This is a genomic window from Bacillota bacterium (assembly GCA_013314855.1).
Taxonomy (GTDB): Bacteria; Bacillota; Clostridia; order Acetivibrionales; family DUMC01; genus Ch48.
Genome location: JABUEW010000002.1, coordinates 44,421 through 58,428 on the forward strand (window position 1 = coordinate 44,421; position 14,008 = coordinate 58,428).

Consider the following 14,008-nt stretch of genomic DNA (forward strand, 5'->3'; position numbering starts at 1 on the left):
TCATTTCCGGAATATAATTCGTCATGGGAGGAAAATGTGCCCATAGTCTTTTATAGACTTCCTTATAAAAATTTGCTGTTTCCCCTAAATCGTTTGACCAGATTCTTCAATATGCTGTAATTCTCGTAATAGTCAATATTATATGTAACTTCGTTTTCTCTTGGTATAATGAGAACTCCAAGGTCATTTATACCTTCAGGGTAACATTTGTATTCATATTTCTTTTCTTTTCCGTCAGTACCAATAACCTCAACCCAAATAAAAGTGGGAAAACTCCCTAGCGCCTCTGCCATCCCCTCTTCTGTCTGCACATCCTTCCCATTTATACTCATTATAATATCCCCTCTTTTCATTCCCATCTTAAAGGCATGGCTTTCAGGTGGTACATCCAGTACTCTTACACCTCTGCGCACAGGTACAAACATAGGTATACCATGCCGTTCCCTGTAACGGCTATATAATACTATAGCTTCATGAGCTGCTATGGCAAAAACAGTCCCGATAACACTAAAAATATAAACATACCTGGCCGTTATTGCCAGTAAAAAAAGTAATACGCTATACAATAGAAACTGTATTCCCATTTCATGGCTTTTCTTCTCAGGCTGCCTTGTTATTGCCATGTCGGTATAACATAAAACTGAAATGGCACAATCTAGGCCAAATGCTATTGTCCCTGCTTCCACTGTTACAGGATTAAAGAGAGTCCACCAGTCCACAGTAATACTTTCTGTTATAATATTTGTGTACTCTTGGGCAAGAAATGTAAGAAAAATAAGCGGCACCGGCCAAAACCTCCTGGTTAAAAAAGCTCCGGCAATTCCATGTTCGCTCCTTATATATATAGGAATGCAGTCCTTTCCTGCACCGGCATATACCATTATACCTTCAAAAAAGTGTACTATAGCCACCATGGCCAGTATTGAAGCAACGCTAATTCCGGGAATTTTAAAAACAAGACTTATAAATGCCAGTATTCCTCCCGCATAAGACAGACAAATATATCTAATATTAAATAGAATCAGGAAAGCCATAATAATGAGTAAATATTCAAAAACCTTTGTGTCCAAAGTAACGCCTACGGATACTATTAAAAAACCGGAAACAAATCCGGCAACTACCCCAAAAAATATAGTTTCCTGGAATATTTCCCAAAGCTCTTTTTGAGTTTTTCCGTCATTACCGATATTAAATCCCCTATGCCTTATATACTGTGTTTTAACAAGCAGTACAATAATTATATAAACGGGAATAAGCTTATAGTTTAAAATAAACGCCGCCAGCAATTCCCGGGCAACAGCAGAAAGTATTTTTAATACAGGCAAATCATTCATCTCCTGTTATATTCAAATTAAGTGCATATCAAACTCATACATTGTTTTATTCTTTTTTTATAGTATAATTATAGCATATATTATCCAATAAAATATTAAAATTCGATAAAAGGGGTGCATTTTTTAAAAGTGAAGAAATATATTCGCTGATGACATAAAATCATCTCTGGGATATAATACATATGTATATGTAATATATGCATAAAAGGAGAGATTTTTTTTGCCAGGATCTATCACGGATTTTATTAAAGAAAGTCCATATGTGCTTGCCGATGGGGCAATGGGAACCTATTTTGCGAAGTTGAGCGGAATAAGTGTAGATAGATGTGAGTTTTCCAATATTGAGGCACCGGGTATAATAAAACGGATACACCAAGAATATATTGCAGCAGGAGCCCAGATTATAAAGACAAATACTTTTGCCGCAAATACAATTTCCCTTAAAACAGATTTAAGTACTATCAAAGATATAGTTAGTAAAGGATTTGAAATAGCAAGCAGAGCTGCTGAAGGGAAAAAGGTATATGTGCTTGGCGATATTGGGCCCATTCCGGAAGTAGAAGGGCATGATACTTTTTCAGAATACAAGGTTATTGTTGATACATTTATTGATTTAGGAGTCGAAGGTTTTATCTTCGAAACATTTAGCTCCTTTGACAAGCTTCTTGACATCTGTAAATATATTAAACTTAAGGATGGCAAAGCTTTTATCCTTACCCAATTCGCAGTAACTCCAGAAGGTTTTACCAGAAAGGGAATTTCAGGTAAAAGAATCATAGACGCTGTCGCCAACTCTGGCGTAATAGATGCTTATGGATTTAATTGCTTATCAGGACCCATGCACCTGTTAAAATATGTAAAAGGTTTTAATATAGCTGCTAAAATTAATACACATGAAAATAATAATTTAATATTGTCTGTAATGCCCAATGCAGGGTATCCTACTATCGAAAATGAGCGCACCCTTTATATGGATAATCCGGAGTATTTTGCAAATATTATGTCGGAGATAAGGAACCTGGGTGTAAAAATACTTGGAGGCTGTTGCGGCACCACACCCCGGCACATAAAAGAAATGGCGAAAATTCTAGGAGACAATAGAAAGATATACTCTTTTATAGAAACAGGAAAAAGGCCAAAAACCTACCCTGTTTTTGTCAAAAATAAATTTATGGAAAAGCTTGTCAGCGGTGAAATGGTATTAGCAGTAGAACTTGATCCACCTGCCGATGCACATATTGAAAATATGATTGAAGGAGCAAAAGCTATCAGGGAATGTGGGGCGGATATAATAACAATTGCCGATTGTCCCCTTGGAAGGGCAAGGGTTGACAGCTCTATCCTCGCTGCAAAAATTAAAAGGGAAGCAAACATTGATACCCTCCCCCATATAGCCTGCAGAGACAGAAATTTGAATGCAATAAAGGCATTATTATTAGGTTTGCACATTGAAGGCATACGAAATGTACTTGCAGTTACAGGAGACCCAATACCTGAAGCTGAAAGGAATCAAATAAAAGGGGTGTTTAATTTTAACTCGTATATGCTTATTGAATTCATAAAAGAGTTAAATCATAATGAGTTTACCGGAGACGGTCTTTTTATCGGCGGGGCGCTTAATGTAAACTCCACAAACTTTGATGTGGAGCTTAAAAGGGCAAAAACCAAAATACAAAAGGGTGCCGGATACTTTTTAACTCAACCGGTTTTCAGTGATAAGGGAATAAATGCTTTAAAAGAAGCGAAAAATACCCTTGATGCAAAAATTCTGGGTGGTATACTTCCAATAGTAAGTTACCGCAATGCCAACTTTTTGAATAATGAGATTCCGGGAATAATGGTACCTGAAAGTATTATAAAGCAATTTGAAGGAAAAGGCCGGGAAGAAGCGGAAGTAACAGGCATTAGCTTTGCTGTTGAAATGTGTAGTAGAATTATACCTTATGTGGATGGAATTTATCTTATAACACCTTTTAACAGGTGGCAGATGATATGTAAAATCATTAAAGAGATTAAATCCCGTCTTACTTGAATTGGCCTTTGAAATATAGACGTTATTATATTATCTCAACAATTTTTTTAATAAGCTTTACAAGCTTGCTGGCAACAGTGTTTGCCGTATCTACCACATCCCTGTGATTTAGAGGTTTGCCAAGCACTCCTGCAGCCATATTTGTTATACAGGAAATACCCAATACATTAATTCCTCCATGGTTTGCGACAATAACTTCAGGTACTGTAGACATACCTACGGCATCTGCTCCTATTATTCTTAAATACCTTATTTCAGCCGGTGTTTCATAGCTGGGTCCTGTTAGAGCGGCATAAATTCCTTTTCGTAATTCTATAGAAAGGCTTCTAGCAGCTTCTTCAGCTTTTCTTCCAAGTTCCCTGTCGTAAGCCTCGGACATGTCCGGGAACCTTGGGCCGAAGCTCTCAATGTTTTCCCCTATTAGGGGATTCACACCCATAAGGTTTATATGGTCTTCTATAAGCATTAGGTCCCCCGGTTTAAATTCTATATTAATCCCCCCTGCAGAATTAGTTACAATAAGCTTTGATATTCCAAGCTTTTGCATAACCCTTACAGGATAAGTAACTTGATATATACTGTAGCCTTCATAGTAGTGAAATCTCCCCTGCATGCAGATAACAGGTTTCCCTGATAGTTCACCCAAGACAAGCTGCCCTTTGTGGCCTTCTACCGTAGATACGGGGAAGTGAGGAATATTTATATAAGGTATAACTACCATATCCTCTATTGCTTCTGCCAGCACTCCGAGCCCAGAACCCAAGATAAGCCCAATTTCCGGACCGGTTTCAGAGCTTATTCCTGCCTGTTCTTTTATATACTTGATGGTATCATTTATCTTCCGGTTTAATAGTATCATCAGTCACTGCTCCCTCCTTTCTTTCTTCATACTACCACCCAAGAATCCTACGGTTTAGTCGTTTGGAGTGTCAATCTGTTGCATAATTATCAAAATAGCCTTGGATCAATACTATTGGAGTGCCTTATTCTGTCCACTTTTTACATTTCAGAATAAGTATACACTAATATAATCCACCAGTCAAAAGTTTTTTATATAAAAATGTTTAAAAGTATGATATGGTGGCATATATAAGTCATATACGTAATTACTGGTTAATTCTATTATATTTATTTTAATAAATAATATCATTTTACAGGAGGTTGTTTTTAATGAAATCACTAAAAGGCACAAAAACTGCCGAGAATCTTTTAAAAGCTTTTGCCGGCGAATCCCAGGCCAGGAACCGTTATACATTTTATGCATCGGTTGCCGACAAGGAGGGATATAAGCAGATTAAGAATATTTTCATTGAAACTGCCGATAATGAAAAGGAACATGCTAAAAGATTTTATAAGTTCCTGTTGGAAGGCTTAAAGGAAGAGTTGCCTGCAACAGTTGAAATTAATGCAGCTTATCCCGTTGCTCAGGGCACAACGCTGGACAACCTTAAAGCAGCAGCCAGCGGTGAGAATGAAGAATGGTCGGAACTTTATCCTGCTTTCGCAAAAGTTGCTGAAGAAGAGGGATTCCCGGAAATAGCAAATGTATTTAGAATGATTGCTTCTGTAGAAAAAAGGCACGAAACCAGGTATCAGAAGCTGGCAGACAATATTGTTAATAACAAGGTGTTTAATAAAGACAATAAAATTCTCTGGAAATGCGGCAACTGCGGTTATGTACATGAAGGCACAAGCGCACCCGAAATTTGTCCTGCCTGCGCGCATCCACAGGCTTTCTTTGAAGTGTTTGTTGAAGCATATTAGCAGTAAATCGGATTCACATGTAAATTTCCCCTATGGCCTTTAAGTCATTCCATTTCGGAAACCAGGGGGTATTTCTGTTTAATTTTAAACTCCTGGTTTCTTTTATTATTTCTGCCAAGCCAGCTGGTTCTCGTTCTTTTCTTAGTTTATAAACTTCAATATGATCTGCTTATAAAACTGCACATGCTATGCTGCACATTACGAATCTAACTCCTCAGAGCTGGGTTATGAATTTGGTAATTGAGAGGAATAAATTTACGTGCGTCATCCAGTCCCAATTATTTCTTATACAGGATTTTACCGCCAACTATAGTCATTTCAACGTTTATATTTTCATCAAATATTACAATATCAGCATCTTTTCCAGGTACTATACTGCCCTTATTATTGCTTACACCAATAATTGACGCTGGAGTTAGAGTCATCATCTTGACCGCATCTATAAGGGAAACACCTGCTAAATTAACCATATTCCGCACCAGTCGGTCAGCAGTCGCCACACTGCCTGCAAAGGCTGTCCTATCGGGAAGCTTTGCAACCCCATCTTCAACAATAACCCGCATGCCGTTTTCCAAACTTCCGATAATGCTTTCACCTTCAGGTAGTCCGGCAGCGCGCATAGAATCCGTTACTAAAGCAATACGGTCTGCACCTTTAATTTTATATATGAGTTTTAAAAGGCTTGCAGGCAGGTGAGAACCATCAGCAATTATTTCGACAGTCATCTCATCAATCAAATAAGCTGCCTCTACAACCCCGGCATACCTGTATGCATTTATTCTCCTTACCATGGATGTAGCTGAGTACAAATGGGTAATATGGGTAAACCCATTTTCAAAAGCCTCCAATACTTGTTCATAAATAGCATCAGTGTGAGCTATTGAAGCAAGAATACCCCTTTTCTTTAAATACCTGCCGAACTTCAGAGCACCTTCCAATTCGGGGGCTGCACTCCACCTGATTATATCATCGGTCCAGCTTAATATCTCCTTATATTCTTCAGGTTTCGGATTCCTTATAAATCTTGGATCCTGTGCACCTTTCTGGGCCATGGAAAAATAAGGACCCTCCAGGTGCAAGCCCAAAAACTGTGAGCCTCTTTTGTTTTCCAGTTTAGCCTTTCTATAAACCTCAAAAGTTTTCTTTAATTCTTCATTTGTGCTTGTAGTGGTAGTAGGTACCATGGCAGTTGTGCCATGCTGTACATGCTTTTCTGCAGCTCCAAGATATGCTTCAACCGTACCATCGAGGAAATCGTGTCCTCCTCCCCCATGTGTATGAATATCTATAAACCCGGGTGCTACATACTTGCCTTCTGCATCCACTATTTCGCAACAGCCATTGTTTGTTTTACAATAACTATCGTTTACTTCACTCTCTTCTTCTCCTACCTTAATTATTTCCCCTTCTTCTATTAATACACAACTGTTCTTAATAATCCTAAAAGGTGTTATCACATTTGCATTAACAATCATCATTTTTCCCATACAGCCACACTCTCACTTTCTAAACATGTAGTTTTTTATATGCATACAAGTATATCTGCATTTGCTTGACTCTGTCACAGCAAAGCCACGGGATTCTTGAGAAGTTTGGCGATGTTTTGCCAAGGTATTTCTACTTGGGCCAGTTTGCAAAATACAGATACTCCAGGTTTTCTTCCGAAATACACGTCATATTATGTCTCTTGTTCCTTGGTACATAAGCAACCATACCAGGACCCACTTCCTGTTTCTCATCTCCAACCATAAGTATTGCCCGTCCTTTAAGTATAACATATATTTCTTCTTCATCATCATGTATATCAATTTTTGTGGAATTCCCGCTCTCTACCTGTACATATCCCAATGCAATAGTTTCTGTTTCCTCTCTTTTTACTAAAAGCCTGTTTATTGCTCCTGCTATTTCGCCTTCTTCCCATATTTTTCTTACCAACATGTTAATATCCTCCTTTCAATGAACCATAATTTGTTCCATTACAACTATTGATAAAAATACCAATATCTATTTTCTTAATAACCTCTTTTATAATACATTTTTTATAATACATTTCTTCCGCTGTCCTTATCAATATAAAGTATTGCATTATCATGCTTCCTCAAAATAGATGCAGGGCATTCTTCACTAATTCTGCCCTTAATTGTATTGGTAACGGCTTCTGTTTTCGTGTTTCCCGGAACCATACAAAAAATATATTTTCCTGCCATAAGAGCCGGTATTGTGAGTGTTATCGCATACTTGGGCACATCGTCCAGTGTTTTGAAACATCCGTCATTTACCTGTTGTTGCCTGCATTTTTCCTCCAATTCTACAACCTTTACAAGTTTCTTATCGTTAAAATCCGCAACAGGAGGATCGTTAAAAGCGATATGTCCATTCTCTCCTATACCCATACATACAATATCAGTAGGGTATTGCTTTAATAGAGTGGAATACCTTTCACATTCCTTTTCCGTGTCTTCGGCACTTAAATCAATATAGTTTACCGATTTGAAGCTTACTTTGCCGAATATCCTCTCTTTAAGAAAATTTCCAAAAGCCTGTGGTGCATCTTTAGATATTCCTACATATTCATCCATATGGAAAGCATTAATCCTGCTCCAGTCAATATCCTTTTCTTTTACCAGCGAAGCTAAAAATTCGTTCTGAGAAGGAGCAGCAGCAAAAATAATATTAATCTCCTGCTTTTCCTGAAGAAGCTCCCTGATTTTAACGGCTGCTTCTTTTGCAGCTTCTTCTCCCAGGGCCTGTCTTGAGTCAAATACCTTAACAATTAAACTGTCAACTTTCATTTCTTTAATTTTACTCATTTAATATAACCTCCTATATTTCAGTGTTTTGCTTATCATTAATACAATTTTTTGTAATTTATATGCTTTATAACTATCGACATTAATAAACGTTTCTTCTGCCCATTGTCACTGCTCCAAATCATATGTGAATAAGTATTTAGTAGTAATCGTTTACTATATTAAGTTTACATCAAAATTACTGAAATGGCAAGTAATATAAAATAATAAATCCTTTTGAACCGGAAGACTAACTGCCTCCTATGCATTCAAACGGATTTTATAAAAAATCTTCTTGAATATCTTGAATATATAATATAGATATGATATAATTCCTTTATTAGTATAGATTTAATTAACCTATAGACCTTATCCTCCTTAATTAATTTGGAGATAATAGTCAAGTTAATTAAATCTCCAATTATTAAGGAGGTGTTTGTATGGCAGATAAGACTCTTATTTGCAAGGATTGCAATAGTGAATTTGTTTTTACCGAAGGAGAACAGGCCTTTTACAAAGAAAAGGGCTTTCAGAACGAACCGCAAAGGTGTCCTGAGTGTAGAAGAGCAAGAAAACAGCAAAGAAGAAATAATGCTGGCTTCGGTTCTCGTAGATTTGGTGAAAACAGGTAAAATTAATTGCCACATTATTAAATAAAGGAGAGTGTATACTCTCCTTTATTTAGTTTTGGAATACTTCAATCAATTATTGGATCGGGAATACATACGGGAATACATAAAAATTACATGTTCACATTTCTTAATATATATTATATTATTAAATATATTAAATATATATTTATATATATTTAATATTTATATAATACTAATATTGCAATGTTTAATATTGGTTTAATATTGTAATGTTTAATACTCGGGAGGTGAATAATTATGAAAAATATTCCTCTTTACGACGTGAGACCCATTAGAAACTTGAAGGATATGATTAATTCAAGTGTAGATATTTTTGGAGAAAAAACCGCATTTTTAGTAAAGAATAAGTCCGGCAACGACAATAATTACAGTCCTATAACCTATAAACAGTTTAAGTATGACTTGGATGCAATAGGGACTGCACTTTTAAATTTAGGTTTAAAAAATAAAAGAATCGCCTTAATCGGTGAAAACAGGTATGAATGGGCAATATCGTATCTAGCAGTTGTGAATGGGACAGGAGTTGTTGTCCCTCTGGATAAAGACCTTCCGCAGAACGAAATTGAGAATCTCCTCAGAAGGTCCGAAGCAAATGCAATCATTTTCTCAGGCAGTATTTATCCTCAAATAAAGGAAATAATCAGAAATAACAACTCTGTAGAATATTACATAAACATGGACGGCATAGAAGATGATGACAGTATTCTTGCATTCAACAAGTTGCTTGAAAAAGGGAAAGAACTTCTGGATAAAGGAGATAAAAGTTTTATTGATGCAGAAATTGATGAAAAAGTCATGAATATTCTATTATTTACTTCCGCAACAACCGATAAATCCAAAGCGGTAATGCTGTCTCACGAAAATATATGCACCAATCTTATGGCCATGAGTTCAATGACATATATTGATCCTACGGATATTTTCCTATCAGTACTACCTATACATCATACATACGAGTGTACCTGCGGATTTCTATGCCCCCTCTACAGAGGAGCCGCAATTGCTTACTGCGAGGGCTTAAGGCATATACTAAAGAATCTCCAGGAATCAAAAGCTACAGTAATGCTCGCAGTCCCATTAATTTTTGAAGCCATATATAAAAGAATATGGGAACAAGCTGCAAAAAGCGGATCAGCCAATAAACTTAAAACAGGAATAAAAATAAGTAATTTTTTGCGTAAGTTAGGTATAGATATTACAAAAAGGTTATTTGCACCCATATATAATAATTTTGGTGGTAATATAAGGCTGTTTATAAGTGGGGCTGCTCCTATTGATCCCTATGTTTCAAAAGGCTTCAGGGACTTTGGTTTAACATTTATACAAGGGTATGGACTTACCGAGTGCAGCCCGATAGTTACACTAAATAGAGATGTGTACTTCAAAGATGACGCAGCCGGCCTTCCCCTTCCCGGATTAGAAGTAAAAATTGATAATCCTAATGAAGAAGGAGTGGGTGAAATCATAGTTAAAGGAAAAAATGTTATGTTGGGTTATTATCAGGATGAAGAAGCAACATCAAAAGCTTTGAAAGACGGGTGGTTTTATACCGGCGATCTGGGATATATTGATACAGACGGATTTATACATATTACAGGAAGGAAGAAGCATGTTATAGTTACAAAAAACGGTAAAAATATTTACCCGGAAGAAATTGAAATCCTTTTGAATAGAAGCCCATATATTAAAGAATCTTTAGTTTACGGAAAAAATGATGAAGTTTACGGTGATGTCGTAGTTTCAGCGGTAATAGTCCCCGACATGGACAAAATACAGGAAGATTTTAAAGACCAGGCCCTCTCCGACGAAGAAATTTATAATTTAATAAAAAAAGAAGTTAAAGAAGTAAATAAAAAACTTGTAATGTATAAATATATTAGAGACTTTAGTTTGCGTGAAAATGAATTTGCAAAGACTACAACGAAGAAAATAAAGCGCTATATGGAAAAAATGAATTAACACAACAAGTTGAGTTAACATAATTAGTTAAGTTAAGTTAAGTTTTTTGTTACAACATACCCATATGGGGTATATTGTATAATAACCGAAATTTTTTAGGAGGTAATTATATGAAAGTTAAAGTATATTCAACACCCACATGCCCCTGGTGTACAGTGGCCAAAAAATATCTTGCTTCAAAAAACGTAGTTTTTGAAGATTTAGACGTATCGGCAGATAGGAATGCTGCCATAGAAATGGTCCAAAAATCCGGTCAAAGAGGGGTACCGGTAATTGATATTGACGGCAATATAGTAGTGGGCTTTAACCAGGATGCTATTGATAAATTATTAAAGTTGTAGCAGGTTTTAGGAGAGAGGTTATATTGAAGAAAAAAATATTAACTACCGAAGATAAATTAAAGAAATATAAAAAAAGGTTTTTTATTTTACTGGTAATTTTTATTTTATTTATTGGTTTCATAAGTATTTATATATACTTAAACTATGATTACCTGGTTTTTAAACACTTTATTACACAGCATTATATATATACCGATACCCTGGATAAATTATATAATGATGAGTTGAAAAGAGATGTAAGAGGTCGGTATTTTAATTATTTTGATGATGTAGTGATATCTGTCGTTACAAAAAGAATACAAGAAATAGGCAATGACCGTTATACATACCTTTATACCCCTGAACACTATAAAAAATATAAAGAAGAAGAAAAAGAAGAAGCCTTACAGTCACAATTAAAGGTTTTGGATAATCACACTGTTTATCTTCATATAACCAATTTCTCCATCCATACCAGGAAGTTTATAGAAGACAACATCGAAGAAATAAAAAAATATCCTAACCTTATAATAGATTTAAGAAGTAATTACGGTGGTGATACCTTTGCAATGTATGCAATGGCCGATTTATTCCTTCCCAAGGGCAGTGTTATAGCCACCGACAGAATGAGACTTTTTTCAAAAACCGTTAAAGCAAAGAAAGGGAAAATCCTTTCTAACAATAAAATAGTTATACTCCAGGATAAAAATACGGCCAGTGCATCAGAAAACTTTATAGCAGCATTACATGATAACCTGGATAATGTAATTCTGATAGGCGATAAAACTTTCGGCAAAGGCATAGGACAGTTTACCATGCCCTTAAAAAAAGGTTTTGCTGTTAAAGCCACCACTATGCTTTGGTATACTCCCAATGGAACAAATATCCAGGGGCAAGGAATAAGCCCGGATATTTACTATACCAACGAAGATATAATAGATTTTGCCGTTAAAAAATTTGATCAATGGGATTAACTTTTTTTACCTGAAGGAATTTGCCTCCATCCATGGGGATATAGATTTTTTAACATTTTTCCCGTTTGCTTTGCCCATCCTACAGTAAACCCGTCAACACACACACCAATAAGCCCTTTTTCTCCTCCAACCAATAACGTTTCACCTTTTAAATATTTAATTATTTCGGTAGACTCTGACGGGAAATCCGCAACATTTTTGAGGTCTCCCTTCCTTAAGGACATAATCATGGAGTGTGAGGGTTCAAACATATTCTTTAAATTATTTGTACCCATTAAACTCTTCGAAAATCTACCCAGATACCATCCAAATTTTACCACTTTTATGCCATTTAAATCAGGCAATGGTACTGAGAGACAATATAAATTATTGCCTGTCAGGGTAAAGTGACCTTCAATTTCCATGTTAAGATTATTATGCATAAATTCTTTAAAAATTTCCAGGTATTCTTTTGACAACATTTTCTTAAGTTCATCATGCTTTTCTTGAATAGATAAATAATTTTCGTTTTGGCCTTTTTTGGCTAATAGGACAACAAAATGCCCTTCTCCCCTAACCTTATGGGGCCAAAGGCGTATAGCCTTAGCTATCCTTTCGTCTCCACCGGCCCACTCAGGCCTTCCTCTCTCTGCACCCTCAGGCAAAGGCACTTCAAGCAGTTCATAGTTATCATGCTTTTTTAAGAAACTTGATATCACCTCTTCATTTTCTTCAAGTGAAAAAGTGCAGGTGGAATAAACAAGCCTGCCACCCGGCTTTAGCATCTTATCGGCAGACTCCAGTATATCCTTTTGAATATCGAAACAATCTTCACACTTATATTTTCCCCAACTTTTTACGGCATTTTCATCTTTACGGAACATTCCCTCTCCTGAACATGGAGCATCTACAAGTATTTTATCAAAAAATTCCGGAAACTTAACGGCAAGATTGCAGGGCAGTTCATTTGTAACTATCGCATTTCTTATACCACAAAGCTCAATATTTTTTACCAGGACTTTTACCCGGGCGGGATTTGAATCATTTGCCACCAGTAGCCCTTCCCCCATCATTCCCGCAGCGATTTGTACAGTCTTTCCCCCAGGTGCGGCACAAAGGTCAAGTATATATTCGCCTGGCTTTGCATCCAATACTTCCGCAGGAAGCATGGCGCTGGGTTCCTGTATATAATAGAGACCTGCATGGTAAAAAGGATGTTTTCCCGGATTATCTCCTTCATTATAGTAAAATCCATCTTTGGTCCATGGTACTTTTTCAAGCTTGAAGGGAGATATTTCTATAAAACGGCTAACACTTGTTTTTAAAGTGTTAACCCTGAGCCCGTAATGCCTGGGCATATCAAAAGATAAAACAAATTCTTCGTATTCTTTTTCATTCATAAGAGCTTTCATTTTTTCTAAAAACTCATCCGGTAATTTCATAGCGGCAGTATGTTGTTCAAAGCTTCCTTTCTTATATTTCTGTATGCATAGAAATCGGAATCCAAGGTAATTATATCCCTAATATTTTCAATCTCCGATATCACAATCATTGTCGCATCTGCAAAATCCATAGGCATATCTCTATACTTTTCAGATAGTTCAATAATTTTAGAAATATGGTCTTTTGTTATAGGATATATTTTTAAAGCACCGCGTTCAATCCACTTTAAAAAATCTAATTGCACATTTACATTGAAATCGAGTAGGTGCAACACTTCAGTTATAACCGGCAAAGAAGTTACTAGCCTTCCCTCTAATGTCTTAAAAAAGCTTTTTACTTTATCATGATAACTGTCGTCTTTATCAAAAAGGGCTATTAATGGTCCTGCATCAATGAGGTATTTTTTCACGGATTTTCTCCTTTACTTTTTCTTTGTATTCTTTTGATAAATTACCTTTACCACTCCCATATTTGCCAAAAAGCTCCTTCCCTAATTCATAGGGGTGCTGTTGTTTTTCTAAATCAGTTAAATAAATTTCCCGTGCTTCCTTAATAATTTCAGACTTAGACTTATTTTCTCTTTTGGAAGCAAGGTTTAATTTGTTTTCTAATTTTTCTCCCAATCTTATACTTGTCATAGTATCACTCCTGTAATGCAATTTGTATTACAAGTGTATCTTATTTTAAAATCGATGTCAAGGTTACGTAGTATAAATAAAAATTTCTGTTGAAATAATCTTCGTGCCATGCTATAATGTTTT

The 14,008-nt window shown here is 36.0% G+C and carries 14 protein-coding genes; 6 read left to right on the forward strand and 8 right to left on the reverse strand.

Annotated elements, in window-relative coordinates:
* Positions 1 to 62 precede the first annotated feature (62 nt).
* Positions 63 to 1,325 carry a PDZ domain-containing protein gene (locus HPY74_00770; GenBank protein NSW89210.1) on the reverse strand — a complete coding sequence of 421 codons (1,263 nt, stop codon included), beginning with the start codon at positions 1,323 to 1,325 and terminating at the stop codon, positions 63 to 65.
* 289 nt (positions 1,326 to 1,614) lie between these two features.
* Here HPY74_00770 and HPY74_00775 point away from each other — a divergent pair, with 289 nt between their 5' ends.
* Entirely contained in the window at positions 1,615 to 3,366 is a 1,752-nt protein-coding gene (locus HPY74_00775; protein NSW89211.1) for a bifunctional homocysteine S-methyltransferase/methylenetetrahydrofolate reductase, read from the forward strand.
* A 25-nt stretch (positions 3,367 to 3,391) separates the two neighbouring features.
* On the opposite strand, the gene HPY74_00780 is transcribed toward HPY74_00775, so the two are convergent.
* Complete coding sequence (locus tag HPY74_00780) at positions 3,392 to 4,222, reverse strand: purine-nucleoside phosphorylase (GenBank protein NSW89212.1); 831 nt, start codon at positions 4,220 to 4,222, stop codon at positions 3,392 to 3,394.
* Between the two features lie 314 nt (positions 4,223 to 4,536).
* Here HPY74_00780 and HPY74_00785 point away from each other — a divergent pair, with 314 nt between their 5' ends.
* Positions 4,537 to 5,130, forward strand: coding sequence for a rubrerythrin family protein (locus tag HPY74_00785; protein ID NSW89213.1), 594 nt, complete (start codon positions 4,537 to 4,539; stop codon positions 5,128 to 5,130).
* A gap of 278 nt (positions 5,131 to 5,408) precedes the next feature.
* Here the strand turns inward: HPY74_00785 and nagA are convergent, their stop codons facing one another.
* The 3 genes from nagA to HPY74_00800 all read right to left on the reverse strand — a co-directional run bounded on the left by nagA (position 5,409) and on the right by HPY74_00800 (position 7,940).
* On the reverse strand, positions 5,409 to 6,617 hold the full coding sequence (gene nagA / locus HPY74_00790; protein NSW89214.1) for an N-acetylglucosamine-6-phosphate deacetylase: 1,209 nt from the start codon (positions 6,615 to 6,617) through the stop codon (positions 5,409 to 5,411).
* 130 nt (positions 6,618 to 6,747) lie between these two features.
* Complete coding sequence (locus HPY74_00795) at positions 6,748 to 7,068, reverse strand: cupin domain-containing protein (GenBank protein NSW89215.1); 321 nt, start codon at positions 7,066 to 7,068, stop codon at positions 6,748 to 6,750.
* A gap of 101 nt (positions 7,069 to 7,169) precedes the next feature.
* Positions 7,170 to 7,940, reverse strand: a complete 771-nt coding sequence (locus tag HPY74_00800; protein NSW89216.1) for a glucosamine-6-phosphate deaminase — start codon at positions 7,938 to 7,940, stop codon at positions 7,170 to 7,172.
* A 419-nt stretch (positions 7,941 to 8,359) separates the two neighbouring features.
* On the opposite strand from HPY74_00800, the gene HPY74_00805 reads away from it, so the two are divergent.
* The 4 genes from HPY74_00805 to HPY74_00820 all read left to right on the forward strand — a co-directional run bounded on the left by HPY74_00805 (position 8,360) and on the right by HPY74_00820 (position 11,825).
* Entirely contained in the window at positions 8,360 to 8,551 is a 192-nt protein-coding gene (locus tag HPY74_00805) for a zinc-ribbon domain-containing protein (GenBank protein ID NSW89217.1), read from the forward strand.
* A 258-nt stretch (positions 8,552 to 8,809) separates the two neighbouring features.
* Complete coding sequence (locus tag HPY74_00810) at positions 8,810 to 10,531, forward strand: AMP-binding protein (GenBank protein ID NSW89218.1); 1,722 nt, start codon at positions 8,810 to 8,812, stop codon at positions 10,529 to 10,531.
* Between the two features lie 110 nt (positions 10,532 to 10,641).
* Positions 10,642 to 10,872, forward strand: a complete 231-nt coding sequence (locus tag HPY74_00815) for a glutathione S-transferase N-terminal domain-containing protein (protein ID NSW89219.1) — start codon at positions 10,642 to 10,644, stop codon at positions 10,870 to 10,872.
* Between the two features lie 23 nt (positions 10,873 to 10,895).
* Positions 10,896 to 11,825, forward strand: a complete 930-nt coding sequence (locus tag HPY74_00820) for a hypothetical protein (protein ID NSW89220.1) — start codon at positions 10,896 to 10,898, stop codon at positions 11,823 to 11,825.
* On the opposite strand, the gene HPY74_00825 is transcribed toward HPY74_00820, so the two are convergent.
* From HPY74_00825 to HPY74_00835, 3 genes are read right to left on the reverse strand one after another with little or no spacing between them, the layout of a single operon-like run.
* On the reverse strand, positions 11,822 to 13,246 hold the full coding sequence (locus HPY74_00825; protein NSW89221.1) for an RsmF rRNA methyltransferase first C-terminal domain-containing protein: 1,425 nt from the start codon (positions 13,244 to 13,246) through the stop codon (positions 11,822 to 11,824). The genes HPY74_00820 and HPY74_00825 overlap by 4 nt on opposite strands.
* Entirely contained in the window at positions 13,243 to 13,656 is a 414-nt protein-coding gene (locus HPY74_00830) for a PIN domain-containing protein (protein NSW89222.1), read from the reverse strand. Before HPY74_00830 ends, HPY74_00825 begins: the two co-directional genes overlap by 4 nt.
* Positions 13,637 to 13,885 (reverse strand): ribbon-helix-helix protein, CopG family, encoded by a 249-nt coding sequence (locus HPY74_00835; protein NSW89223.1) that lies wholly within the window; start codon positions 13,883 to 13,885, stop codon positions 13,637 to 13,639. Before HPY74_00835 ends, HPY74_00830 begins: the two co-directional genes overlap by 20 nt.
* Between the last annotated feature and the right edge of the window lie 123 nt (positions 13,886 to 14,008).

What these genes read in the sequence shown, in the direction of transcription:
- nagA (NSW89214.1), bottom strand. Translation starts at nt 6,617, where the DNA reads ATGGGAAAAATGATGATTGTTAATGCAAATGTGATAACACCTTTTAGG.
- HPY74_00800 (NSW89216.1), bottom strand. Translation starts at nt 7,940, where the DNA reads ATGAGTAAAATTAAAGAAATGAAAGTTGACAGTTTAATTGTTAAGGTA.
- HPY74_00775 (NSW89211.1), top strand. Translation starts at nt 1,615, where the DNA reads ATGGGAACCTATTTTGCGAAGTTGAGCGGAATAAGTGTAGATAGATGT.
- HPY74_00825 (NSW89221.1), bottom strand. Translation starts at nt 13,246, where the DNA reads ATGAAATTACCGGATGAGTTTTTAGAAAAAATGAAAGCTCTTATGAAT.
- HPY74_00785 (NSW89213.1), top strand. Translation starts at nt 4,537, where the DNA reads ATGAAATCACTAAAAGGCACAAAAACTGCCGAGAATCTTTTAAAAGCT.
- HPY74_00805 (NSW89217.1), top strand. Translation starts at nt 8,360, where the DNA reads ATGGCAGATAAGACTCTTATTTGCAAGGATTGCAATAGTGAATTTGTT.
- HPY74_00815 (NSW89219.1), top strand. Translation starts at nt 10,642, where the DNA reads ATGAAAGTTAAAGTATATTCAACACCCACATGCCCCTGGTGTACAGTG.
- HPY74_00795 (NSW89215.1), bottom strand. Translation starts at nt 7,068, where the DNA reads ATGTTGGTAAGAAAAATATGGGAAGAAGGCGAAATAGCAGGAGCAATA.
- HPY74_00835 (NSW89223.1), bottom strand. Translation starts at nt 13,885, where the DNA reads ATGACAAGTATAAGATTGGGAGAAAAATTAGAAAACAAATTAAACCTT.
- HPY74_00810 (NSW89218.1), top strand. Translation starts at nt 8,810, where the DNA reads ATGAAAAATATTCCTCTTTACGACGTGAGACCCATTAGAAACTTGAAG.